Raw genomic sequence first — 24,717 nt, forward strand, 5'->3', positions numbered from 1 at the left:
GATGACCGCCCTCAGCGTGCTGCTGGTGGTCTTCGCGGGGCTGTTCGCGAGCGCGGAAACGGCTCTGTCCCGGGTGTCGCGGGTGCGGGTGGCCGAGCTCGACTCGGCGAAGCTGTCGGCCGTCGTGGCCGATCCCGCCCCTTATGTCAGCCTTCTCCTGCTGCTGCGGACGTCGTGCGAGCTGGCGGCGACGGTGATCGTGGCCGATCTGTGCATCGGCTGGCTCGACGAGACATGGCGCGCCTACGTCACGGCTGCGCTGATCATGATCCTGGTGAGCTTCACCCTCGTCGGCGTCGGCCCGCGCACGCTGGCGATCCAGCACGCCGACAAGGTCGCCCTGGCCGGCGCGATGATCATCCTCCCGCTGGCGCGGGTCCTCGGCCCCCTGGTGTCGCTGCTCATCCTCCTCGGCAACGCCCTCACTCCAGGCAAGGGCTTTCGGGAGGGCCCGTTCGCCACCGAGGCGGAGCTGCGCGACCTCGTCGACCTCGCCGAGCAGCGCAGCCTCATCGAGCCGGACGAGCGCGAGATGATCCACTCGGTGTTCGAGCTGGGCGACACGGTGGTGCGCGAGGTGATGGTGCCGCGCACCGACATCGTGTTCATCGAGCGGGAGAAGTCGCTGCGGCAGGTGCTGTCGCTGTCGCTGCGCTCGGGCTTCTCGCGCATCCCGGTGACCGGCGAGAACGAGGACGACGTCGTGGGCGTCGCCTACCTCAAGGACGTCATCCGGCGGCTGCACGAGTCGGGCGACGACGCCTCCGGCGAGCGGGTCTCCACGCTGATGCGGGACCCGTCGTTCGTGCCGGACTCCAAGCCCGTCGACGACCTCCTGCGCGAGATGCAGGCCGAGCACATCCACGTCGCGATCGTCATCGACGAGTACGGCGGCACCGCGGGGCTCGTCACGATCGAGGACATCCTCGAGGAGATCGTCGGGGAGATCACCGACGAGTACGACACCGAGGCCCCCCGGGTGGAGCATCTGGAGGACGGGGCGGTCCGGGTGACGGCCCGTCTGAGCGTGGAGGAGCTCGCCGAGCTGACCGGCGCCCCCATCGAGGAGGACGACGTCGAGACCGTCGGCGGCCTGCTCGCGCACGCCCTCGGCCGCGTCGCGATCGCCGGGTCGACCGCCGAGGTCGCGGGCCTGCGCCTGACCGCCGAGAGCCTCACCGGCCGCCGCAACCGCATCTCCACGGTCCTGGTCGAACGCCTCGCCGAGGCGCCGGAGGAATCGGCCCGGTAGCGACCCCGAGGATTGACGCGCCGGGGGACCGGGAACGTTCCCGCTCGCCGTCGGGAGACTTCGGGGGGATATCCCATGGGTCGGTTCGCTTGCGTGGCCGTGTGCGCCGTCATGGCGGTCTGTGCCGCGGGCTGCGGGACGCGGACCGCGGCCCCGGCGGGCGCGCCGAAGACCGCGTCGGCGCTGCTGACCGCCGCGGACCTGCCCGCCGGGTACCTGCCCGCGGCGGCGCAGGAGGTGTTCGGCGGCGTCGCCCCGCTCGACCTCGACTGCGCGGCGCTGCTCGGCCTCGCCGACGGCAAGGGGCTGCGGCCCGCCAAGCCCGCCGAGGTCGCCGTCTTCTTCCAGGTGGAGCCCGGCGCGACGCTCGCGCAGCGGATCTTCCACCTCGGCGACAAGGCCGCGGCCAGGGCCGTCGCCGACGCCCGGCGGCTCATCGACGACTGCGCGGCGATCGAGGCGCCCGCGGGCGAGGGCATGATGGGGCTGCGCCGTGCGGAACTGCCCGTCCCGCGGCTGAGCGAGGCCGACACCGCCGCGGCGGCCTACCGGGAGGAGGCCGAGGACGGCACCCGGCTGAGCTACGAGCTCGTCGCGCACCGGGTCGGCGGCGACCTGCTGCTGGTGGCCGGGCCCGCGCTGCTGCGCAAGGGCCAGCGCGCCGCCGTCGCGAAGGCCGCGGAGGCGGCGGCGATCCGGTTGGAGCGAGCCACTAGGGTGAGCCCGTGAATCCCGAGGACGAGAAGCTCATCAAACTCGCGCGCTCCACGCGCGCCCGCAACGGCGCCGAGGAAGGCGCCGCGGTCCGCGACGAGACCGGACGCACCTACACCGCCTCGACGGTGGCCCTGCCCAGCCTTTCGCTGACCGCCCTCCAGACCGCGGTGGCCATGGCCGTCGCCAGCGGCGCCGAGGCGCTGGAGGCCGCCGTCGTCGTCACCGCGGGCGGCGCCCCGGACATCGCGGCGGTCCGCGACCTCGCCGCGGAGGCCCCCGTCCTCGTCTGCGGCCTCGACGGAACGGTCCGCGAGACCCTCTGACGCGCCCCGCCCCGGGCGGCCCGCAAGTGCGGGCCAACCCGTGCGCAAGCACCCTCCCGCACAGTGGTCCCGGTTGAGGACCACCGTGTGAAGGGGATGGGATGTCGCGCTTGCTGTACCGCCTGGGAGGGTTCGCCGCCCGGCGGCCCTGGCGGATGATCGGGCTGTGGGTGCTGGCCGTGGCGGTGTTCGCCGGGCTGGCGGCGGGCGTCGGCGGCGCGCTCCACGACGACTACACGCTGAAGGGGACGGGCTCGCAGCGCGGGACCGACCTGCTGCGGGAGCACTTCCCGCGCATGGCGGGGGCCGACGCCCGGGTCGTCGTGCACGGGGACAGGCCGCTGGACCCGGCCGCGGTGGCCGCCGCCCGCGACCGGATCGCCGCCCTGCCGCGCGTCGCCGACGTGGCCGATCCGCTGCTCGGCCGGGACGGGCGCACCGCCCTCCTCACGGTCCGCTATGACAGGGCGGTGACGGAGCTGGCGCCGAAGGCGGAGCTCGCGCTGCTGGAGGACGCCGCACGGGTGCCCGGGGCGCGGTCGGAGTTCGGCGGCCAGGTGCCGGAGAACGTGTCGGCGCCGGGCGGGACGTCGGAGGCGATCGGGATCGCGGCCGCGCTCGCGGTGCTGTTCCTGGCCTTCGGCTCGGTCGTCGCGGCGGGGCTGCCGCTGGCCGTCGCGCTCACCGGGCTGGGCGTGGGCGTCTCGGGCATCACCGTGCTCGCGGGCCTCATCGACGTGAGCACGACGACCCCGACCCTCGCCGTCATGATCGGCCTGGGGGTCGGCATCGACTACGCGCTGTTCGTCCTCACCCGGTTCCGGGAGAACCTGGCCGAAGGACTCGAGGTGCGCGAGGCGGTCGCCGCCGCCAACGCCACCGCGGGCCGGTCGGTGCTGTTCGCGGGCATGACCGTGCTGTTCGCCCTGTGCGGGCTCGCCTTCGCCGGGCTGCCGGTGTTCGTCACGATGGGATACGCGACGGGGCTGGTGGTCGCCGCGACGATGGCGTCGGCGCTCACGCTGCTGCCCGCGCTGCTGGGGCTGTCGGGCCGGCGCGTGCTGCGCCGCCGCGAGCGCAGGGGCGCGGCCGTCGCGGTGGCCTCACCGCGGGTCGCCGCCTGGGCCGAGCGCGTCGGACGGCGGCCGCTGCCCTGGCTGCTGGCCGCGCTGACGCTGCTGCTGGCGCTCGCCGCGCCGACGCTCGCGCTGCGCAACTGGCCGAGCGACGCGAGTTCGGAGTCGACGTCCAGCACCGTCCGGCAGGCCTACGACCTCATCGCCGAAGCCTACGGGCCGGGCGCGAACGGCCCGCTCGTCGTGGTCCTCGACCTGGGCGGGGGCGCCGATCCGGCGGCCGTCCGGGACGGGCTCGCCGAGGTGCCCGGGGTGGCCTCGGTAACGGAACCGGTGCCGTCCCCGGACGGCGCGGTCGCGGCCCTCACCGTCGTCCCGGAGTTCGGCCCGCAGGACGAGCGGGTGGCGCCGCTCGTGGACGCGGTCCGCGCCGAGGTGCGGCCCGCCGGAGGCGAGGTCACCGGGCTCACCGCCGCCTACCGCGACATCAGCGCGCTCATCATCGACCGGCTGTGGATCGTCGTGCTCGCGGTCGTCGGCATGTCGTGCGCGCTGCTCCTGCTGGTGTTCCGCTCGATCGCGGTGCCGGTGAAGGCCGCGGTGATGAACCTGCTCTCGGTCGGCGCGGCCTACGGGGTCGTCACCGCGCTTTTCCAGTGGGGCTGGGGCGCCTCGGTGCTGGGGCTGCCGCACGGCGTCCCGGTCTCCAGTTACGTGCTGCCGCTGATGTTCGCGGTGCTGTTCGGGATCTCGATGGACTACGAGGTGTTCCTGCTGTCGCGGGTGCGCGAGGAGTACGAGCGGACGGGCGACGCGCGCGGCTCGGTCGTCGCCGGTCTTGCCTCGACGGGGCGGATCATCACCAGCGCGGCCCTCATCATGATCGCGGTGTTCGCGGGCTTCGTGCTGGACCCGGCGGTCCTCATCAAGCAGATGGGGGTCGGGCTGGCCGCGGCCGTCGCCGTCGACGCGACGGTGGTCCGCCTCGTCCTCGTGCCGGCGACGATGGCGCTGCTCGGCAGGGCCAACTGGTGGCTGCCCGCGCCGCTGGCCAGGGTCCTGCCGGGAGCGCGCCCCCGCCGCGACCGCGGCGAGGAGGACCGGAACACGCTCGAACTCGTCGGCTGACCCTGCCGGTGTGTGATCCGCGTCCACGTCCGCGTGGGGGCGGATTCCGGCGTCCCGGGCGGTTTATGATGCCCCCGAGATGGTCGAAATACGGGTGTTGGGGGCGCTGGAGGCCAGGGTCGGCGGGGGACCCGCCGACCTCGGCGGGACCAGGCAGCGGGCCGTGCTGGCGCGGCTCGTCGCGGCACGGGGCCGGATGGTCCCGGTGGACCGGCTGATCGAGGACCTGTGGCCGGGTGAGGCGCCGCCGCGCGCGCTCGCGGGCGTGCAGGCGTTCGTGTCGCATCTGCGGCGGGCGCTGGAGCCGGACCGGGCCCCGCGGACCCCCGCGGCCGTGCTGGTCACCAGGGCGCCCGGATACGCGCTCGCGCTGGACGAGGCGGCCGTCGACGTGTGGCGGTTCGAGACGCTGGTCGGGCGGGCGGCGGAGCCGTCACAGGCGCGCGCGTCCGCCGAGGCGGCCCTGGCGATGTGGCGCGGGCCCGCCTACGCGGAGTTCGCCGACCTGCCCTGGGCCGAGGCCGAGTCCGCTCGGCTGGAAGGGCTGCGGCTGACGGCGGTCGAGCGGCGGGCCGCGGCGATGCTGGACGACGGGTCGGCGGCGCAGGCGCTGCCCGACCTGGAGGCCCTGGCCGCCGAGCATCCGCTGCGCGAGGAGCTGTGGCGGCTGCTCGCGCTCGGCCTCTACCGGGTGGGCAGGCAGGCCGACGCGCTCGCCGCGCTGCGCAAGGTCAGGGCGCTGCTCGCCGCCGAACTGGGCGTCGACCCCGGCCCCGCGCTCCAGCGGCTGGAGCACGCGATCCTCCGCCAGGACGACGACCTCGTTGCGCCGGTCCCCACCGTGCGCGTCCCCACTGAGCCGGTTTCCACTGGGCTGGTTCCCACTGGGCTGGTCCCCAGTGAGCAGGTCACCGTCGCCGTGCCCGCGCCGTCTCCCGTCGCCGCGCCGGAGGACCCCGAGCCGCTGGTCGGCCGGGAGACCGAGGTCGCCGAGGTGCTCGCGGCGGTCCGGGCCGGGCGGCGCCTCGTCCTGGTCTCGGGGGAGGCGGGGGCGGGCAAGACCGCGTTCGCCGACCGGATCTGCCGCGACCTCGCCGCCGAAGGCTGGCACCGCGCCCAGGGCCGCACGCCCGAGGTGGACGGCGCGCCCGCCGCGTGGGCGTGGGCCGAGCTGCTGCGGTCCCTGCACGCGGTCCATCCGGCGCCGAGGGCGCTGGCCCCGATGCTCGACGACGCCGCGCCCGCCCCGGAGGGCGACCCGTCCGTCGCCAGGTTCCTGCTGCACCGGGCCATCGGCGCCTATCTGGCCGAGGTCGCGGCCGAGACCCCGCTCGCGGTCGTGCTGGAGGACCTGCACCGCGCCGACGCCGAGACCCTGGGCCTGCTGGCGAGCCTGCCGGAACGCGCGCCCGGCGTCCTGTTCGTGGGCACGTTCCGCTCGACCGAGCCGAGCGAGCCGCTGGCCGACGCGCTCGCGGCGCTGGCCGGACGCGAGCCGGTGCGGGTCGCGCTCGGCGGCCTGGGCGCCGGGGCCGTCGCCGACCTCGTCGGCAGGGTGTGCCGCAGGCCCGTCGACCCCGGCACGCTCGCCGCGGTCGCCGAGCGCACCGCGGGCAACCCCTTCTTCGTGCGCGAGACCGCCCGCCTCCTGGACGCCGAAGGCCCGGACGCGGCCTTGCGCGAGGTGCCTTCGGGTGTCGGGGACGTGCTGCGCAGGCGCGTCGCCCGGCTGCCCGCCACGGCCTCGACGGTGCTGCGGACCGCCGCGGTGCTGGGCCGGGAGGTCGACGCCGAGGTGCTCGTGCGGGTGTGCGCGCTGGACGAGGACTCGGTCCTGGACGCCCTGGAGGCCGCGCTCATCACCGGTCTGATCACCGAGGACGAGACGGGTCCGCGCTTCGCCCACGTCCTCGTCCGCGACACCCTGTACGGCGAGCTGTCGCGGCTGCGCAGGGCCCGGCTGCACGGTCGTGTCGCCGAGGCGCTGGAGGACCTGCGGCCCGCAGACAGCGCCGCCCTCGCCCACCACCACCTGGCCGCCGGGACCCGGCTGGACCGAGCCGCCGTGCACGCCTCGCGTGCCGCCGAGGCCGCCGAGACCCGCTTCGCGCACCGCGCCGCCGCGGGCCTGTGGGCGAGCGCCCTGGAGGCGCACACGCGCACCGGCGGGGACGTGCGGGGCCGCATGGAGCTGACGGCCCGGCTGGTCCGCGCCCTCGTCCTGGCCGGCGACGTGATGACGGCCCGGATCCGCCGTGACGAGGCGGTTCCGGCGCTGGCGGCGCTGGCCGACGCCGAGCCGGCCGACGTGGAGCTCGCCGCGCGCGTCCTGAGCGCGGTCGACACCCCGATGCTGTGGGCGAACAGGCCGTACGGGCTGTACGACGAGCGGCTCATCGCCGCGATGGAGGCGGTCCTGGCGAAGCTGCCGCACGGCGAGACCCGGGCGCGGCTGCTCACCTCGATCGCGCTGGAACTCGACGGGGACCCGTCGGGCCTGGGCGTGCCGGCCGCGCAGGAGGCGGTGGCGCTCGCCCGCGAACTGGGCGGCGGCGAGATCCTGGTGCACGCGCTGAACGGCCTGTTCAACAACCTGCACCGCGAGGCCGGGGACGTGGTCGCGCGGGAGGAGACCGCCCGGGAGATGCTGGAGGTGGCCGAGCGGCACTCGCTCGGCGTCTACACGGCGCTGGCCCTGCTCTCGCTGCACAACAACGCGTGCTCCCGGCTGGACTTCGCCGCCGCCGCGGAGCTGCACGAGCGCGGCGTGGAGCTGGCCCGCCGCTACGACCTGCCGCTGCTGCTGAACCTCGCGGCATGGCGGGCCTGCCTGGAACTGACGCTGGCGGGCCGCTTCGAAGAGGCGGGCGCGCACGCGGCGGCCGTCGTCGAGGGCATGGCCCGGACCAGCTCGTTCGGCGCGGAGGCGGCGGTCGGCTGGTGCGTACGCTTCGCCGTCATGTTCGCCCAGGACCGGCTCGCGGAGCTCAGCGGGGAGGCGGAGCTGATGTGGCGGAACTGGCCGTACGGCGCGGCCTGCGAGGCCTACGTGCTGACGCTCGCGGCCGGGGGCGGTGCCGCCGAGGCGCGCGAGGTCTTCGCGCAAGGTGTGCCGATCCGGCCCGACTACCTGTTCGACCTGCACATGTCGCTCAGGGCGCTGGCGGCCGTCGCGGTCGGCGACGCCGAGGCCGCGCGGGACGCCTACCGGCTGCTCCTGCCGTACGCGGACGCCTTCGTCGGCACCTTCACCACAGCGGTCGCCCTCTGCCCCGTCTCCTGGGTCCTGGGGGAGACGGCGGCCTTCCTCGGCCTGCCCGACGCCCCACGGCACTACGCGCGCGCCGCCGAGGTGGCGCGCCGCGCGGGATCGGACTTCTGGGAGCGCCGCAGCCTTTCCCGGCTGCCCTGACCCCCGCCCGCCCCGGCAGGGGCGGGCGCGGCTCCGCTCACCCGTAGACCGCGCGGTTCAGGCGCACGAAGGACGGGCGGGTCAGCCGCAGCAGGATCCGCATGCCCAGCCCGGCCTCCTTCACCAGGTGGTCCAACTCCTCGGACGTGGCGTAGGACGCGATGAGGGGCACGACCCACTTCATCTGGGCGAAGGGCGCCTTCGCGATCTCCTTCTCGCACCGGTCCCAGTCGGCGACCGACACGTAGCGGCGCAGGACGGGGAAGACCGAGGCCTCCTCGTCGGTGATGTGCTCGTCGAGGAGGTCGCGGAGGTCGGCCAGCGCCTTGGACCGGGCGACGCCGCGGGACGCCCTGATCCGGTCGAGGCAGGGGTCGATGGCGGCGTGGTCCTCGGTGAGCGGGGCGAGGTCGATCGCGGCCCCGGCGGAGGCGGTGATCAGCGGCCAGACCAGCGCGTCCTCGCGGTCGTGGTGGGCGTGGATCTCGTGGAGCAGCAGGTCGAGGTGCCGTTGGAGCGCGGCCTCGCGCTCGGCGGGGAACGGCACGTCCCCCTGCTCGGCGGTCAGGGCGGCGAGCCTGCGGGCCTCGCCGCGCATCGCGCGGTGGACGATCGCGAAGGTGGTCAGGTCGGGTTCGGGGTCGCCGGCGGCGCGGGGCCGCACGACCGGGGGACGCGTCTCACTGTTCATGGGACCACCGTCCCCGAGGACCCTTGCGAGGCTCTTGCCGCGCGCTTGCCGCCCTTCCCGAGGGCGATTTCCCGGGCCGCTGGTCGGGCCATCGGCCCGGATACGGGAGAATCGGAGGGTGACCACGCCAGACCAGCCCGACTTCAGATCCGGATTCGCCTGTTTCGTGGGGCGGCCCAACGTGGGCAAGTCGACGCTGATGAACGCCCTGGTGGGCGCGAAGGTCGCGATCACCAGCAACCGGCCGCAGACCACGCGGCGGGCCATCCGCGGCATCGTGCACCGCGCGGACGCCCAGCTCGTCATCGTCGACACCCCCGGCCTGCACCGGCCGCGCACCCTGCTGGGCGAGCGGCTCGACAGCCTCGTGCGCGGCACCCTCACCGAGGTCGACGTGATCGGCTTCTGCGTCCCGGCCGACGAGAAGGTCGGCGACGGAGACCGCTACATCGCCCGGGAGCTCGCCCAGATCAAGGGCACCCCGATCGTGGCGATCGTCACCAAGGCCGACAAGGTGGGGCCGCAGGCGCTCGCCGAGCAGCTGATGGCGGTCGACGCGCTCGGCTCCTGGGACGACATCGTGCCGGTCTCGGCCGTCGGCGGCCTCGGCGGCTCGTCGCAGGACCCCTACCAGCTCGACGTGGTCGCGGGCGTGATCATCGGCAAGCTGCCCGAGGGCCCGCCGCTCTACCCCGAAGGCGACCTCACCGACGAGCCCGAGCAGATCCTCGCCGCGGAGTTCATCCGCGAGGCGGCGCTGGAGGGCGTCGAGCAGGAGGTGCCGCACTCGATCGCCGTGGTCGTCGACGAGATGGGCCCGCGCGCCGGCCGGAGCGACCTCACCGACATCTACGCGCACGTGTTCGTGGAGCGGCCGAGCCAGAAGGCGATCCTCATCGGCCGCAAGGGCGAGCGGCTGCGCAAGGTCGGCACCCAGGCCCGCAAGCAGATCGAGGCGATGCTGGGCACCCGCGTCTACCTGAACCTGCAGGTCAGCGTCGCCAAGGACTGGCAGCGCAACCCCAAACAGCTCCGCCGGCTCGGCTTCTTCGACTGATCGGCTTTCCCCGGCTGATCGGCCCCTACGGCAGGTCCGAGCTGCGCTCGGCGAGCTCCGGCAGCGCCTCGCTCTGCCGGTACAGCCCGATCCTGCCGCCCTTGTACCGCCACTCCTCGACCAGGACGAAGCCGCCGCTCTCCAGGGCGGCCCGCTTGGCGGGAGACGCGGCCTTGGAGCCGGGCAGGAACGCCACCTTGTTGTCCACCAGCCAGACCCGGGGCGCCCCGGCGAGGGCCGCCGGGTAGCCGCCGCGGCCGACCTCGCCGCCCTTGAGATCGCCCGTCTTCTCGGGGGAGGTCCGCAGCAGGACGTCGTCCAGGCCCTGCCAGGCCTGGCGGTAGGTGTCCATGACGGGCCGGAAGCGGATGTCGGTGAACACCACGGCGTCGCCGTCCTCCTTGCCCGCGGCCACGATGTCGGACAGCGTGCGCAGGTCGTCGACCCTGGCGTCCTGGCGGCGGACGTCGAGCTGGGCGGGCACGGCGGCGGCGACGGCCACGGCGAGCCCGGCCCAGGCCAGGGGCCGCCACCGCAGCCCGAGGTCCGGCAGGAGGTCGAGCCCGGCGGCCACGAGGAGGGCTGCGGCGGGCACGCAGAACAGTAGGTACCGCTGGACGTACAGGGGCGAGACCAGGGAGACCCCGAGGAGCAGCACGGGCGGCAGCACCAGCCACGGCAGCGCGACGGGCACGGCGGGGGAGCGGCGGAAGACCGCGTAGGCCATCAGGGCGAAGGCCGGGAGGACGAAGTACGGTCCCCAGCCGAGCCCTTCGAGGAGCTTCCCGACCCCGTCCCAGGTGGGCCGCTCGATCCAGCCGACCTGGTAGCGCTGCCCCGCGGCGGCGTAGCCCAGCACCGACAGCGGCACCATGGCCGCCGCCGTGGAGATCAGGAACGCCCGCCAGTCCTTGCGACGGGTCAGGAGGTGGGCCGGGAGGATCAGCAGCGCGAACAGGTGGGCGGCGCCCAGCGCGACGACGGACAGCGCGTACCAGGCCCAGCCGCGCCTGCCGTCGGCCCGCACCAGCAGCCAGGACGCCAGCGCGGCGACGGCCATGACGATGGCGTACTGGCGGGCCTCCTGCGCGTGCCGCGCGACGAAGGGCGAGGCGGCCACCAGCAGCCCGGCGATCAGTCCCGCCCGGTCCGAGACCAGCCTTCTGCCGAGGGCGGCGGTGAGGCCCGCGGCGGCCGCGGCGGCCAGCGCCGACGGGAGGCGCAGCGCGATCACCGAGTCGCCCGCCACCGCGGTCCAGACCTGCATGAGCGCGTAGTAGGCGGCGTGGACGGCGTCGATCTTCCCGAGGACGGCGGCGAGCTGCGGCAGGGAGCGGCCCGCGAGATCGGCGGTCACCGCCTCGTCCCGCCACAGGGAGGGGGTGCCGAGCGTCCAGAGGGCCGCCCCGAGGCCCGCCAGGGCGGCGAGCGCCGGGACGAGGGCGGCGGAGCGGGGCAGACGGGTGTTCATCGCGCGAAGAGGCTACAGGCGGATGGCAGTGAACGACGATCCGTCCTGGTATCAGGAGGATGTCGTGATCGTGGGCGGGAGCAGCGCCGACCCGGGGATACCCTTCCACCGGCACGTCTCTGGCTATATCGCCCACATGGTGCCGGATCACTCTGTACCTTGACTTCTCCACCCTTCGAAGGGAGCACCCGATGTACGTCCTCTTCGGGGTGTCGGTGAACTTCAAGACCGTGGGCGAGGGCATGTTCCACTGCCCGTCCTGCGGCGGCGACCGCCGGTACCGGCGGCGCGCCGGGCGCCGCTACGTGTCGCTGTTCTTCCTGCCCGTGATTCCGCTCGCCCGGCTCGGCCACACCGTGCAGTGCCGGAGCTGCGCCACCCGCTTCAACACCTCGGTGCTGCGGATGCCGACCGCCGCCCGGATGGAGTCGGCCCTGCCCGCCGCCGCCCGCGCCGCCTGCTGCCTGGCCCTGCTGGCCGGGGACCCCGCCGACACCGTCGCCCGGGTCCGCGCCGTGGACGTCGTGCGCGGCTACGGCGAGAGCGCCTACGGCCCCGACGAGCTCGCCGGCGACCTCGACATGCCCGAGTCCTACCAGCTGGAGGAGATCGCCGCGACGGGCGCCCAGCTCGCGGTCGAGGCCAGGGAGTGGTTCCTGGAGCAGATCGTCAGGGTCGCGCTGTGCACCGGGGAGCTGAGCGACGGGCAGCGCGAGGAGCTGCACCGGATCGCCGCGACCCTCGGCCTCAGCCCGGCGCACGCCCTGGGCGTCATCCTCACCACCGAGGGCGCGTCCCGGTGACGGCGGCGGCCCCGCCGCGCACGGCCCTGGTCCGGGCACCCGGGCCCCGGCTGGCCGAGGGGCTGCTCACCCATCTCGCCCGCGTGCCGGTCGACCTCGACCTGGCCCGCACCCAGCACGACGCCTACGTCGCGGTCCTCGCGGACGCCGGCTTCGAGATCCGCTACGTGGAGCCCGCCGACGACTGCCCCGACGCGGTCTTCGTGGAGGACACCGCGATCGTGTCCGACGGCCGTGCCGTCCTGGCCGCTCCCGGCGCGCCCGAACGCAGGCCGGAGACCCCGGGGACGGAACGCGCGCTGCGCGACCTCGGTCTGGAGATCCACACCCTCGGGGAGGGTTGCACCCTCGACGGCGGCGACGTCCTGCGGGCCGGGGACACCTGGTATGTCGGCAGGTCGGGCCGCACCGATGACGAGGCCCTGTGCCGGTTCGCGCCGCTGATGCGCGGCCGCCGGGTCGTCGGCGTCAAGGTCAGCGGGGTGCTGCACCTGAAGACGGGCATGACCGCCCTGCCCGACGGCACCCTCATCGGATCGCCCGAGCACGTGGACACCGCGGGGCTGCCCGGCCTGCTGGTCGCGCCCGAGGCCGCGGGCGCCCGCGTCCTGGTCCTCGGTGAGGACCACGTGATGGTCGCCGCGAGCGCCCCGCGCACGGCGGCCCGGCTGCGCGCCGACGGCTGGCGGGTCACGGTTCTTGACATCAGCCAGTTCGAGGCACTGGAAGGCAGCGTGACCTGCCTCTCCATCCTCATCTGAAAAGTAACCTTTCAATAGTTCCCGCAGGGTGAGACCCTTTCGCCTGCCCCGATTCACCGTATGTTCACATGGTGGTACTTCGGTAATGCGCAATTAACACGGGCGCGGGACACGCGAAATACGCCTCGCGGAGGTTGTTCCCGACAACAACGGGGAACCACGCCCGAGGAGCAAAGTTGCGCATTACCCCCCTGCGGAAAATGGCGGTCCTGGTGGCCGCCTCCGCACTCGCGCTCACCGCTTGCGGCAGCACGGAGGACTCGTCCGGTGACGGCGCCGAGGCGAACGCCAACGAGATCAAGGTCGGCATTCTCCACTCGCTGAGCGGCACGATGGCCATCAGCGAGGTCACGGTGCACAACTCCGAGCTGATGGCGATCGAGGAGATCAACGCCAAGGGCGGCGTGCTCGGCAAGAAGATCGTGCCGGTCGTCGAGGACGGAGCCTCCGACTGGCCGACCTTCGCCGAGAAGGCCCGCAAGCTCATCCGCAGCGACAAGGTCGCCACCGTCTTCGGCGGCTGGACCAGCGCGAGCCGCAAGGCGATGCTGCCGGTCTTCGAGCAGGAGAAGTCGCTGCTCTGGTACCCCGTGCAGTACGAGGGCCTGGAGCAGTCCCCGAACATCTTCTACACGGGCGCCACGACCAACCAGCAGATCATCCCGGGCCTGGACTACCTGAAGTCCGAGGGCAAGAAGAAGATCTTCCTGGTCGGCAGCGACTACGTCTTCCCGCGCACCGCCAACAAGATCATCAAGGCCTACGCCGAGGCCAACGGCATGGAGGTCCTGGGCGAGGAATACACCCCGCTCGGCCACACCGAATACGGCACGCTCGTCTCCAAGGTAATGGCGGCCAAGCCCGACGCCGTTTTCAACACCCTCAACGGTGACAGCAATGTGGCCTTCTTCAAGCAGTTCAAGGCCGCCGGCGGAACTGCCAAGAGCCTGCCCGTCCTTTCCGTGAGCATCGCCGAGGAAGAAGTCGGCGGCATCGGTGTGGACAACATCGTCGGACAGCCCGTGGCCTGGAACTACTACCAGACGACGGAAGGCGACGTTAACTCCAAGTTCGTCGAGGCCTTCAAGGCCAAGTACGGCGCCGACAAGGTGACCTCCGACCCGATGGAGGCCGGCTACAACGCCGTCTACCTGTGGGCCGCCGCCGTCGAGAAGGCGGGCAGCACCGACGTCGAGGCCGTCAAGAAGGCAGCCGGCGGCATCGTCCTCGACCTGCCCGAAGGCAAGGTCACCATCGACGGCCCCACCCAGCACGTCTACAAGACCGCCCGGATCGGCGTCATCCAGCCCGACGGCCTGATCAAGGAGGTCTGGAACTCCGGCGAGCCGATCCAGCCCGACCCCTACCTCAAGAACTACCCCTGGGCCGCCGGACTCTCCTGAGCCCCGCAGCCAGCACGCATGGACACCGGGGCCACCCCGCGCGCCGAGCCCTCGCGGGCCCGGGGGGCGGGCGTGGCCCCTCCCGCATGCACTGAGCCACCCGCACCCGAGGAAAGGAGGGGAACCATGCTCAGCCAGCTGCCGATCGGCCTCAGCATCGCCGGCGCGCTCCTGCTCATCGCGCTCGGCCTCACGTTCACCTTCGGCCAGATGGGCGTCATCAACATGGCGCACGGCGAGTTCATCATGGCCGGGGCCTACACCGCCTACATGCTCCAGGGCCTCGCCGGAGGGCAGGCCGTCATCGTCGCCCTGCCCGTCGCGTTCGCCGTCGCGGGCCTGATGGGCCTCATCCTGGAACGGCTCGCGATCCGCAGGTTCTACGGAAGGCCCCTGGACACCCTGCTGCTCACCTGGGGCGTCAGCCTCGTGCTCCAGCAGCTCGCGCGCGACATCTTCGGCGCCCCCAACGTCAACGTCACCGCGCCGTCCTGGCTGTCCGGGCGGATCACCCTCGGAGACGTGATCATCCCGCACACCCGGCTCTTCATCATGGCCCTGGCGATCGCCTGCGGCCTGGCGATCTGGGCCTACATGAACCGCTCCAAGCAGGGCCGCCGGATGCGCGCGGTCATGCAGAACCGCGAACTCGCCGCCTGCTCGGGCGTGGTCACCGAGCGGGTCGATCAGCTGACCTTCTTCATCGGCTCCGGCCTCGCGGGCGTGGCGGGGGTGGCGCTCACCCTCATCGGCCCGATCGGCCCGACGCTCGGCACCAACTACATCGTCGACGCGTTCCTCGTCGTCGTCGCGGGCGGCCTCGGCCAGCTGCGCGGCGCGGTGATCGCGGCGGTCGCGCTCGGCCTGCTCCAGTCGTACGCGGAGTTCTGGACCAACGCCAGCGCCGCGAAGGTCCTGGTCTTCGTCGCGATCATCGCCTTCCTCCAGGTCCGTCCCCAGGGCATGTTCGTCCTGCGCTCCCGGGCCCTGACGTGAGCGCGGACACGCGGGGCACGACCCCGCCCGTCAAGCAGGGCAAGCGCGCGTTCGACCCGAAGGCACTGCTCACCGGCTCGTACCGGGGCTACCTGGCCTTCGCCGCCGTCGCGCTGCTGCTGCTCGCCGTCGCGCCCGCCGCCCTCGACCCGTTCCGGCTCAGCCTCCTCGCCAAGTACCTGTGCCTGGCCATCGCCGCCCTCGGCATCGGCCTCGCCTGGGGCCAGGGCGGCATGATGACGCTCGGCCAGGGCGTCTTCTTCGGCCTCGGCGGCTACGCGATGGGCATGCACCTGAAGCTCAAGGAGGCGGGCGAAGGCGGCCTGCCCGACTTCATGACCTGGAGCGGAGTGGAGGAGCTGCCCGCCATCTGGGAGCCCTTCCGCAGCCCGTTCTTCGCGCTGACGATGGTGGTGGTGCTGCCCGTGGCGATCGCCACGGTGCTCGGCCTGCTGGTCTTCCGCCAGCGGGTGCGCGGCGCCTACTTCGCCATCCTCAGCCAGGCGCTCGCCGCCGCGTTCGTGATCTGGCTGATCGGCAACCAGGGCCTCACCGGCGGCACCAACGGCCTGACGAACTTCTACGACGTCTTCGGCATGTACCCCGAGGACGACTCGACGAAGGTCACGTTCTACTTCGTGGTCGTCATCGCCGTCGGGGTGCTTTACCTGCTGGCCAGGCACATGGTCCGCAGCCGGTTCGGCCGCCTGCTCGTGGCGATCCGCGACGGCGAGGACCGGGTCCGCTTCCTCGGCTACAACCCCGCGACGGTCAAGACCATCACGTTCGCCGTGTCGGCCGGCATGGCGGGCATCGCGGGCGCCCTGTACGTCCCGGTCGTCGGGATCATCTCGCCGGCGCTGCTGGGCGTGGTCCCGTCGATCGAGCTGCTCGTCGCCGTCGCGATCGGCGGCCGGTTCTCGCTGGCCGGGGCGCTGCTCGGCGGCGTCCTCATGAACTGGGCGAAGACCACGTTCTCCGAGAGCTGGCCCGACGGCTGGATCTACGTCCAGGGCGGTCTCTTCATCCTGGTCATCATGGCCGCGCCGCGCGGCATCGCGGGCCTGGCCCGCCAGGCGGGCGACCTCCTGGCCCGCCGCCGCGCCAGGACCGCCGAGGCCGCGCCCCCGGCGGCCGCGCCCGAGGCCAAGACGGAGGTGGCGGTATGACGGAACCGGAGCAGGACCAGACGCAGGACCAGACGCAGGACCGGACACCGGACGCGAAGCCGGCCGGAGGCCTGCTGGAGATCCGCGACCTCATGGTCGTCTTCGACGGGTTCAAGGCGATCAACGGGGTCGACCTCACCGTGGGGGAGGGGGAGCTGCGGTTCCTCATCGGGCCCAACGGCGCGGGCAAGACCACCCTGATCGACATCATCACCGGCCTGACCAGGCCCACGTCGGGGACGGTGACGTTCGCGGGCACCTCGCTGGTCGGCCGCAAGGAGCACCAGATCGTCCGGATGGGCGTCGGCCGGACGTTCCAGACGTCGGTGGTGTTCGAGGAGCTGTCGGTGCTGGAGAACATCGACCTCGCCGCGACGTTCCGCAAGCCCCTGGTGAAGCTGCTGCGGCGGCGCAGGGGCGTCTCGCCCGAGGTCGGCGCGGCCCTGGAGACCATCGGTCTGGCGGACCTCGCCGACAAGCCCGCCGGGATCCTGTCGCACGGGCAGCGCCAGTGGCTGGAGATCGGCATGCTCCTCGCCCAGGGCCCCAAGCTCCTGCTCCTCGACGAGCCGGTCGCGGGCATGAGCAAGGACGAGCGCGAGCGGACCGGCGAGCTGCTGACGGAGGTCGCCCGCGACCACACGGTGATCGTCATCGAGCACGACATGGAGTTCCTGCGCCGCTACGCCTCGACCGTCACCGTGCTGCACGAGGGCACGGTACTGGTGGAGGGCGACGTCGCGGCGGTCCAGGCCGACCCCAGGGTCCAGGAGGTCTACCTGGGCCGCAAGAAGGAGGACGCCGCGTGATGCTCCAGGTGGAAGGGCTGGAGGCCGCCTACGGCCGGGCCCGGGTGCTGTTCGGGATCGACTTCGCCGTCGACGCGGGCCAGCTCATGTGCGTGATGGGCCGCAACGGCGTCGGCAAGACGACCCTGCTGAACGCCGTGATGGGCGTGCTGCCGCCCACCGCGGGCAAGGTCGTCTTCGACGGCGAGGACGTCACCCGCATGAAGACGCACGAGCGGGTACGCCGCGGGATGGGCTACGTGCCGCAGGGCCACGAGACCTTCCCCCAGCTCACCGTGCAGGAGAACCTCCAGGTGACCCTGGAGGCGACGGGGCACCGCGACCGGAAGGCGGTGGACGAGGCGCTGGAGGCGTTCCCGCGGCTCGTGCCGCTGCTCAAGCGCAAGGCGGGGTTCCTGTCCGGCGGCCAGCAGCAGCAGCTCGCCATCGCCCGCGCCCTGGTGACCCGGCCGCGGATGCTGATCCTCGACGAGCCGACCGAGGGCATCCAGCCGAACATCGTGCTGGAGATCGAGGACGCGATCGAGCGGCTGCACGCGAGCGGCCTGGCGATCCTGCTCGTCGAGCAGTACCTGGAGCTCGCGCTGCGGCTCGCGGACCGGTTCGTCATCCTGGAGGGCGGCCTCGTCGTCCACGCGGGGGAGAAGGACGACCTGCGCGACGAGGGAGTCGGCAGGATGCTCGCGGTCTGAGGAGAAGGCAGAAGGCCGGTCCGGGAGGCTTCCCGGACCGGCCTTCGCTTTCGGTGCTTCTCGCCCGTCAGTACTTCTGCGCCTTGAGCGCCTTCATCAGGTGCGGCCAGGCGCTGCGGAACTCGCGGTTCCAGTACGCCCAGTTGTGCAGGCCGTCGCCGTAGATGTTGGCGGTGTAGGGGATGCCGAGCGCCTTGAGCCTGGCGACGAACGACTTGACCGTCACCCCGACGAGGGCCTCGCCGACGCCGCCGACGACCTGGGACTGGGTGCCGCCCACGACGCCCATGTCCTCCAGGACGTCGCCCCACGTCGCGTCCAGGGGGCCGGGCCGGCCGGTGGTCCCGGTGGTCAGGTACAGCCCGACGCCGCGCAGGTTCGAGGCGAGGTAGTAGGGGTCGTGCGCGAGCCAGTTGGCCCGGTTGGCGACGGGGTCGCCCCACTTCTGGTCGGCGGTCGCGCCGGTCGACGACGTCATGTCGGCGAGTTCCATCATCGTGGGGATGCCGGGCTTGGTCATGTGCAGGATGCCGCTGAAGGAGGCGGCGTACTTGAACAGGCCCTTGTGCCGCGCCGCGTACGTGACGGCGCCCTGCCCGCCGGAGGAGATCCCCATCACGGCGCGGTCGGTGCCGCCCCGGTAGTTGCGCTCGATGATCTGGATCACCTCGGAGGTGTGCCAGGTCTCCCAGTTGACGACGCCGCCGCCCTTGGGCCGCAGCCAGTCGGTGAAGCCGGCCGAGACGCCGCCCTCGGGCATGACCACCAGGACGTCCCACGCCGCGGCGTAGTCCTTGAGGTCGGTCATGACGTCCCAGCCCTGGTAGTCGCCGCCTTCGCCGCCGCCGCCGTAGACGTAGAGGACCGGCCAGGTGCGCGCGGCGTTCTTGCTCCAGCCGAGCGGCGTGAAGATCCGGATCTTGCACTGCATGAACGGGATGGAGGGGGTGGCGACGGTGAGGTCGAGCGTGCGCGCCCGTACCTCCTGCTCGCCGACGACGGTCGCGCCGGTGTCGGCGGGCGCCGCGTACGCCGTGCCGGGGCGCACGGCGGAAAGCATGCTGGTCAACGCGATTCCGCCGATTGCGGCGCGCCTTGTCACGGAATGCACTGATGTGCCCCTTGGGGGGTGGGCCGAGTCAGGAGGTGTTCGACTCTTTGTCTGTTGAAGGGAGAACCTAGCGGAACATCCCTCTATCTCGCCACTCGTCTCACTCTGGGTGACGGGAATGGACGCTTCGTCCCGGCGACGGCGACGACCGGTGGTTGACACCGGTTGGCCTATCCACTTGCATTGCAGAATGCGCTGGGAAAGATCAATAGCGGCCTCGGAGAACGGACCGCCTATTCGCTATTTCCCATGGCGAATGGAACATTCCGCACCCAGGGTGAGATTCCCCGCTTCGGGCAGCACAGGGGCCCTGACCGTATGATTCACGGCTGAGACGGAAAGTTCGGATGACTTTCGTGACCGTCGTCACGTTCCCCCGGGTGTCGGCTGACGGACGGTAGTCGCCGATCATCCGATAAGGGCAACGGACCTTCCTGATCTGTGGAAAGTAACTTCTGGGCAACGCGGGTCCTATAGGGTCGAGACCGTTTCGTGCGGCATGTGCCGCTTTCCGTGTTCGTGGAGAGGCGCTCTGTGACCGACATGTCGACCTCATCGTCGACCTCGCCAGGCGGGCCTGACTTCGAATGGCTCACCGGTGGCGTGCCGCAGGCTGCCCCGCAGCCCGCAGTTCCGCAGCAGGCTGCGCCGCCGCGCCCGCCCATGCCCCCCCGGCAGCCGCGCCCTCCGCAGGGCCAGTACCCCCAGCAGGGCGGTCGCCCTGCGGCCGCCGGCATGCGCGTGGGCCAGGCCCCGCGCCCCCGCACCGCGGGCCCCCGCCCCCAGCGCCGCCCCGTGCCCCCCGGCCCGGTCGGCGGCGACACCCTGCGCACCATGGAGGACCTTCCTCCGATGCCGCGCCGGCCCCAGCCCCGGGGCCGCCGCCTGCGTCCGGTGCCCCCGATCCCGGACCCCTCCCCGCTGCTCCCGCAGCCGCCGGACGACAAGGAGAAGTACTCCTACGTCGACAGGTACGTGTGGGTCCTGAACATCTTCACGTTCATCAGCTTCGTCTGCCTGGCGATCACGGCGGTGAAGTTCGTCTCGATCAGCCAGCTGTGGCTCGCGGCCCCGTTCCTGTTCTTCACCGTCCTGAACTACCTGCTGTCGCTGCGGCTCGACCTGTTCACGAAGAACTTCGACATCGACCACCACCGCGAGATCGTCGACAACTGGAAGCCCGCGCGCTATCCGTCGGTCGACATCTTCCTGCCGGTGTGCGGTGAGCCGATCGAGGTCATCCACAACACGTGGACCCATGTGCGCAGGGTCGTCGAGTTCTATCCCGGGAAATGCGTGCCCTACGTCCTCGACGACGGCGCCAGCCCCGAACTCGCGGCCATGGCCGCCGACTTCGGATTCCGGTACGGCTCCCGGCCGAACCGCGGCTGGTACAAGAAGGCCGGAAACCTCCAGTTCGGCTACCACAGCTCCGACGGCGACTTCATGCTGATCCTGGACGCCGACTTCGCCCCCCGGCACGACATCCTCAACGAGGTCCTGCCGGTCATGGACGACGACCCCAAGATCGGCATCGTGCAGACCCCGCAGTTCTTCCGCGTCCTGGACCACCAGACGTGGGTGGAGCGCGGCGCGGGCGCCTCGCAGGAGTTGTTCTACCGCTCCGTCCAGGTCTCCCGGCAGCGCCGCAACGGCTCGATCTGCGTCGGCTCCTGCGCGGTCTACCGCCGGGCCGCCCTGAACGAGAACAACGGCACCACGCTCATCGAGCACTCCGAGGACATCCACACCGGCTACGACCTCCAGGTCCTCGGGTGGAGCACCAAGTACGTCCCGATCGCGCTGTCGGCCGGGGTGTGCCCGGACAACGCCGGCGCCTTCCACAACCAGCAGTACCGCTGGTGCATGGGCTCCTTCTCGCTGCTCGGCGCGAAGAAGTTCTGGAAGGCCCCGCTGCCGTTCTCCACCAAGATGTCCTTCGCCGCGGGCATGCTCTACTACCTGCACACCGCGCTGTTCACGTTCGTCGCGCCGATCCTGCCGATCATGATGCTCATCGGCGCGCCGGACCTGATGAACATGAAGCACATGGTGTGGCTGGTCCCCAGCCTCATCTACGCGTCGATCATCTTCCCCGCCTGGCACCGCGCGCCCTTCCGCCTCGAGGCGTGGGCCGTCGGCTTCATGCAGGGCTGGGCGCACGTGTTCGCGCTGTGGGACATGGTGCGCGGCCGTGAGATGGGCTGGAAGCCGTCCGGCTCCAACGGCGTCAAGAAGAACAAGATGGGCCGCGTCTACAAGTCGTACGTGTTCTTCAGCGGCGGCTGCGCGGCGATCTGGCTCGGCCTCGCCTGCTGGCGCATGGCGACCATGTACCCGCCGGACGTGGCGATGGCGCTGGTGACCGCGCTGTTCTACGCCGTCGTCGTCGGCCGGGTGCTGGTCTCGCCGCGCGAATACCGGGACGTGGTGGACGACTGATGCGCACGCTGAGAACTCTGAGAGCGGCGGCCGTGGGAATGGCCGCCGCGCTCGTCCTGGCCGCCTGCGGCGACCCAGCCCTGGACCGCGACGCCTACCACGCCGCGGAGAACGCCGACAAGGTGCCGCTGACCAAGGCCGTCGACATCCGCGAGCTCATCTGGCCGAAGAACGACTACATCGGCCTCGCCTACGGCGGGACGATCGAGACCGGACTGAAGGGCCGCAAGGAGTTCGGCGACCTCATGGGGAGGCCGCACAACCTCCTCAAGTACTTCGAGGAGTTCGGCCCGGACTTCAAGACCAAGGAGAACCAGGACATCTGGAAGGCGGGCGCTCTGCCGTTCGCCGACGTCGAGCCTTTCGAAGGCACCCTTCGCGAGTTCGCGGACGGCAAGTACGACGCGGAGCTCTCGAAGTACGCCTCGTTGGTGAAGGCCGCCAACATTCCGCTGGCCTACTCCTGGGGCCACGAGATGAACGGCTGGTGGTACCCGTGGGGGTACTGCTCCGACTCCGGCCACCTGGAGAAGGACGGCAGCGAGAAGTCCGAGGAGGACATCGGCGACGCCTGCAAGGGCGACTCCAAGGACAACACCCCCGAGGACTTCGTCGACGCCTGGAAGCACATCCACGACGTGTTCACCAAGATGGGCGTCGGGAACGTCATCTGGGTCTGGAGCCCCAACACCGCCCAGGGCGACGGCCTGCCCCCGGTGAAGGAGTTCTACCCCGGCGACGAGTACGTCGACTGGATCGGCATCTCCGGCTACATGTACAAGGACGACGATGCCGTGGCCGGCCGCGGCGACATCTTCAAGAAGGTCTTCGGCCCCCTCCGCAACGAGCTGCGTGCCTTCACCCAGAAGCCCATCGTGATCGCCGAGACCGGCTCCACCGCTGAGCAGGCCAAGGCCAACGACGTCAAGAAGCTCCTCAAGGGCTCGGCGAGCAAGAACGACATCCTCGGCTACGTCTGGTTCGAGATGCGCAAGGAGGAGTTCGGCAACGTCGTCGACTTCCGCGTCGAGGCCCGCGACGACTCAGTCAAGGCCTACCAGAACGCCCTCAAGTCCAAGTGGGGCCAGAAACTCGGCTTCGACCCAGTAAAGCTGATCAATGACGACTGAGACCCGGCACCAGGCCCCCCCGATGCGGGAGGACCACGAAGAGCCGAAGAAGTACCGCTCCAACGTACGCCCCGCCCCCTACCGGATTCCGAGCGCCCCGCCCATCGCGTGGGCGCCCGGCAACAGCAAGCGCCGCGCCTGGCTGAGCCGCGTCGTGCTGCTCGGCCTGCTGCTCATGCAGGCGATCCTGACGCTGCGGCTGAGCAACACGGTGTCCGAGGGCGAGACGTCGATCCTGCCGTCGAACGGCGAGTTCCACGGCGGCCTCGGGATCTACCCGCCGCTGTCGGAGGCGCTCCAGGGCGGGATCGGCGTGCAGGGCATGCGGGCGGTCAGCCTGATCTTCATGCTGTGCGCGACCGGCCTGCTGTACTCGCTGTCGACCCGCCTGTTCAACGAGCGGGTCGGGCTGGCCGCGGCCGGCGCCTACAGCGTGATCGCGCCGACGCTCGTCGCGGGCGCGCTCGCCACCGAGGACTCCCTCGCGGTGCTGCTGCTCGCGGGCGCGATGTGGCTCGTCGTGCTGAGCCGCAGCGGTCCGGCGTGGCCGCTGTTCGCGGCGGCGCCCGTCGCGGTGCTCGCCGTCGCCGTCAAGTTCGGCGCGGTGTTCTACCTTCCGTCGATCGCGCTGCTCGCGGTGCTCGTCACCGCGCGGCACAAGCCGGTCGGCAAGGCGATCGGGCTGTCGTCCGGCCTGTTCCTCGCGGTGCTCGTCGGGCTCGGCCTGTACGCGTCCGGCGCCTCGGACGCGCCCGCGGGCGTGCCGCTGGGCGAGCTGGCGAGCGGCTGGTTCTACTGGCTCGGCACCTTCCTGGCGTTCGGCCTGTTCGGCGCCGGCTTCTACATCTGGAAGGCCCGGATGGGCGAGGTGCCGGTCGGCGCCGACCCCGAGCCCGGCCGCGGCTGGCGTTTCGCCCTGTCCGCCGCGTTCCTCGCGCCGGGTCTGGTCGCTCCGCTCCTGCTCCTCGGCAGCGCGTTCGAGGACAGCCTGTGGCGGGTCCAGCTCGCGATGGCCGGGCTGCTGGGCGCGACGATGGCCGGTGTCGGGCTCGTCCGCATGATCGGCAGGCACTTCCGCTTCCCGCAGGTCGGCATCATCGCCGCCGTGGCGCTCCTCGCGCTCGGCATGGCCCAGTCGGAGTACGAGTACTCGCTCTGGCCCGACTACCGGGACGTGGCCACGGTCCTCGACGAGACCGTGGAGCCTTCCGGGAAGTACCTGGCTTCCGCCCCCGAGACCTTCAGCCAGTACATGGAGGAATACCGCCCCGCGCAGTGGACCCCGCTGGCCGACGTGGTCACCAAGCCCGTCGACAACGGCGGTCTCACCCAGATCAAGTCGCTCCTGCGCAAGCGGAGCTTCGAGATGATCGTCGTGCAGTACCCCGCCGCCACTCCGGTGGACGAGGCGCTGCTCGCACAGCTCAGGGCAGGCACCGGCAACTACCGCGTGCTGACCGGCGTGCCTTACCGGCTCGGCTGGGAAGAGGGCGCGCACCAACTGTGGGTGAAGAACCTGCCCGCTCCCGCGCCCTCCGCGCCCTGAGCATTTCCCTGTAACCGACCCCCTGGAGCACCATCCGTCATGACGACCCTCCGACCACTCCTGGCACTCACGCTCCCCGTGGTGTTCGCGGCCGGTTGCGCCTCGCCCACCACGGAGACGGCGGCCCCCAAGGAGACGCCCACCTACACCATCGACCAGGACGCCAGCGGCCGCGACGTCTACACCGAGGAGACCCCCCAGGCGAAAGCCCCGGCGGCCTCCGGCGGTGCGGAGACCGGCGCGGACTCCACCGCGGGCGGCACCGACGAGTTCGGCCTGTCCCTCACGGGTGACGAGAGCGACGCCGCTCGCAAGGTCAAGAAGAAGAAGAAGGTCTACAACTACCCGGCGCCGAAGAACTTCAAGCGCTACAACGCGCCGGGCGTCGTCAAGGTCAACAAGTACATCTACCCCAAGCGCGACATCTTCGGGGTCTTCACCGACCAGGCGCGCAACCAGATCGCGGACCGCAACGCGCTGGCCAACAAGACCGGCATGAAGCCGAACATGATCAAGAGCTTCTTCGGCTGGGGCGGCCTGCCCGACGCGAACTGGGCCCGCACCATCTGGAACGCCGGCGCCTTCCCGCAGTTGGAGCTCGAAGCGCACGACCCCGCGGTCGCCTCGATCCCCTCGATCGCGGCGGGCCAGGAGGACGACTACATCCGGGCGCTCGCGCAGAACATCAAGAACGCGAACGTGCCGATCGTCTTCAGCCCGTTCCACGA

General features: G+C 71.8%; 20 protein-coding genes. 17 read left to right on the top strand and 3 right to left on the bottom strand.

Annotated elements, in window-relative coordinates:
• Position 1: 1 nt before the first annotated feature.
• The 5 genes from ACYVOM_RS00120 to ACYVOM_RS00140 all read left to right on the top strand — a co-directional run bounded on the left by ACYVOM_RS00120 (position 2) and on the right by ACYVOM_RS00140 (position 7,908).
• Positions 2-1,252, top strand: coding sequence for a hemolysin family protein (locus tag ACYVOM_RS00120; RefSeq protein WP_460301087.1), 1,251 nt, complete (start codon positions 2-4; stop codon positions 1,250-1,252).
• 75 nt (positions 1,253-1,327) lie between these two features.
• Positions 1,328-1,981 carry a hypothetical protein gene (locus ACYVOM_RS00125; protein ID WP_460301088.1) on the top strand — a complete coding sequence of 218 codons (654 nt, stop codon included), beginning with the start codon at positions 1,328-1,330 and terminating at the stop codon, positions 1,979-1,981.
• Complete coding sequence (locus ACYVOM_RS00130; RefSeq protein ID WP_460301089.1) at positions 1,978-2,292, top strand: cytidine deaminase; 315 nt, start codon at positions 1,978-1,980, stop codon at positions 2,290-2,292. The genes ACYVOM_RS00125 and ACYVOM_RS00130 overlap by 4 nt, the downstream gene beginning before the upstream one ends.
• Before the next feature lie 101 nt (positions 2,293-2,393).
• Entirely contained in the window at positions 2,394-4,496 is a 2,103-nt protein-coding gene (locus tag ACYVOM_RS00135) for an MMPL family transporter (protein ID WP_460301090.1), read from the top strand.
• 79 nt (positions 4,497-4,575) lie between these two features.
• Positions 4,576-7,908, top strand: coding sequence for a BTAD domain-containing putative transcriptional regulator (locus ACYVOM_RS00140; protein WP_460301091.1), 3,333 nt, complete (start codon positions 4,576-4,578; stop codon positions 7,906-7,908).
• Between the two features lie 37 nt (positions 7,909-7,945).
• Here ACYVOM_RS00140 and ACYVOM_RS00145 read toward each other — a convergent pair whose 3' ends face one another.
• Positions 7,946-8,599 (bottom strand): hemerythrin domain-containing protein, encoded by a 654-nt coding sequence (locus tag ACYVOM_RS00145; RefSeq protein ID WP_460301092.1) that lies wholly within the window; start codon positions 8,597-8,599, stop codon positions 7,946-7,948.
• 118 nt (positions 8,600-8,717) lie between these two features.
• Between ACYVOM_RS00145 and era the strand changes: the two genes are divergently transcribed.
• On the top strand, positions 8,718-9,656 hold the full coding sequence (gene era, locus ACYVOM_RS00150) for a GTPase Era (protein WP_460301093.1): 939 nt from the start codon (positions 8,718-8,720) through the stop codon (positions 9,654-9,656).
• A gap of 25 nt (positions 9,657-9,681) precedes the next feature.
• Here the strand turns inward: era and ACYVOM_RS00155 are convergent, their stop codons facing one another.
• The gene (locus ACYVOM_RS00155) at positions 9,682-11,127 is read right to left on the bottom strand and encodes a glycosyltransferase family 39 protein (RefSeq protein WP_460301094.1); all 1,446 of its coding nucleotides are present in this window, start codon (positions 11,125-11,127) and stop codon (positions 9,682-9,684) included.
• 191 nt (positions 11,128-11,318) lie between these two features.
• On the opposite strand from ACYVOM_RS00155, the gene ACYVOM_RS00160 reads away from it, so the two are divergent.
• From ACYVOM_RS00160 to urtE, 7 genes are all read left to right on the top strand, one after another.
• Positions 11,319-11,930, top strand: a complete 612-nt coding sequence (locus ACYVOM_RS00160) for a zinc-ribbon domain-containing protein (RefSeq protein ID WP_460301095.1) — start codon at positions 11,319-11,321, stop codon at positions 11,928-11,930.
• Positions 11,927-12,691: a dimethylarginine dimethylaminohydrolase family protein gene (locus tag ACYVOM_RS00165; RefSeq protein WP_460301096.1), complete on the top strand. Its 765-nt coding sequence runs from the start codon at positions 11,927-11,929 to the stop codon at positions 12,689-12,691. The genes ACYVOM_RS00160 and ACYVOM_RS00165 overlap by 4 nt, the downstream gene beginning before the upstream one ends.
• A gap of 200 nt (positions 12,692-12,891) precedes the next feature.
• Positions 12,892-14,094: an urea ABC transporter substrate-binding protein gene (gene urtA / locus ACYVOM_RS00170; protein ID WP_460301105.1), complete on the top strand. Its 1,203-nt coding sequence runs from the start codon at positions 12,892-12,894 to the stop codon at positions 14,092-14,094.
• Positions 14,095-14,220: 126 nt separating this feature from the next.
• A complete protein-coding gene (urtB, locus tag ACYVOM_RS00175; RefSeq protein WP_460301097.1) occupies positions 14,221-15,090 on the top strand; it encodes an urea ABC transporter permease subunit UrtB in 870 nt (289 codons plus the stop codon).
• On the top strand, positions 15,087-16,259 hold the full coding sequence (urtC, locus tag ACYVOM_RS00180) for an urea ABC transporter permease subunit UrtC (RefSeq protein ID WP_460301098.1): 1,173 nt from the start codon (positions 15,087-15,089) through the stop codon (positions 16,257-16,259). Before urtB ends, urtC begins: the two co-directional genes overlap by 4 nt.
• Positions 16,256-17,068 carry an urea ABC transporter ATP-binding protein UrtD gene (urtD, locus tag ACYVOM_RS00185; RefSeq protein ID WP_460301099.1) on the top strand — a complete coding sequence of 271 codons (813 nt, stop codon included), beginning with the start codon at positions 16,256-16,258 and terminating at the stop codon, positions 17,066-17,068. Before urtC ends, urtD begins: the two co-directional genes overlap by 4 nt.
• Positions 17,068-17,760 carry an urea ABC transporter ATP-binding subunit UrtE gene (gene urtE, locus ACYVOM_RS00190; protein ID WP_460301106.1) on the top strand — a complete coding sequence of 231 codons (693 nt, stop codon included), beginning with the start codon at positions 17,068-17,070 and terminating at the stop codon, positions 17,758-17,760. Before urtD ends, urtE begins: the two co-directional genes overlap by 1 nt.
• Before the next feature lie 67 nt (positions 17,761-17,827).
• On the opposite strand, the gene ACYVOM_RS00195 is transcribed toward urtE, so the two are convergent.
• Positions 17,828-18,820: an alpha/beta hydrolase gene (locus ACYVOM_RS00195; protein WP_460301107.1), complete on the bottom strand. Its 993-nt coding sequence runs from the start codon at positions 18,818-18,820 to the stop codon at positions 17,828-17,830.
• Between the two features lie 885 nt (positions 18,821-19,705).
• On the opposite strand from ACYVOM_RS00195, the gene ACYVOM_RS00200 reads away from it, so the two are divergent.
• The 4 genes from ACYVOM_RS00200 to ACYVOM_RS00215 form a co-directional block, all read left to right on the top strand.
• Complete coding sequence (locus tag ACYVOM_RS00200) at positions 19,706-21,313, top strand: glycosyltransferase family 2 protein (protein ID WP_460301100.1); 1,608 nt, start codon at positions 19,706-19,708, stop codon at positions 21,311-21,313.
• Positions 21,313-22,443 (top strand): glycoside hydrolase family 26 protein, encoded by a 1,131-nt coding sequence (locus ACYVOM_RS00205; protein ID WP_460301101.1) that lies wholly within the window; start codon positions 21,313-21,315, stop codon positions 22,441-22,443. The genes ACYVOM_RS00200 and ACYVOM_RS00205 overlap by 1 nt, the downstream gene beginning before the upstream one ends.
• Positions 22,433-23,989 (top strand): ArnT family glycosyltransferase, encoded by a 1,557-nt coding sequence (locus ACYVOM_RS00210; RefSeq protein ID WP_460301102.1) that lies wholly within the window; start codon positions 22,433-22,435, stop codon positions 23,987-23,989. Before ACYVOM_RS00205 ends, ACYVOM_RS00210 begins: the two co-directional genes overlap by 11 nt.
• A gap of 39 nt (positions 23,990-24,028) precedes the next feature.
• Positions 24,029-24,717 (top strand): hypothetical protein (locus tag ACYVOM_RS00215; RefSeq protein WP_460301103.1); only part of this gene is annotated, 689 nt, incomplete at its 3' end.

Source organism: Actinocorallia aurea (assembly GCF_054783995.1).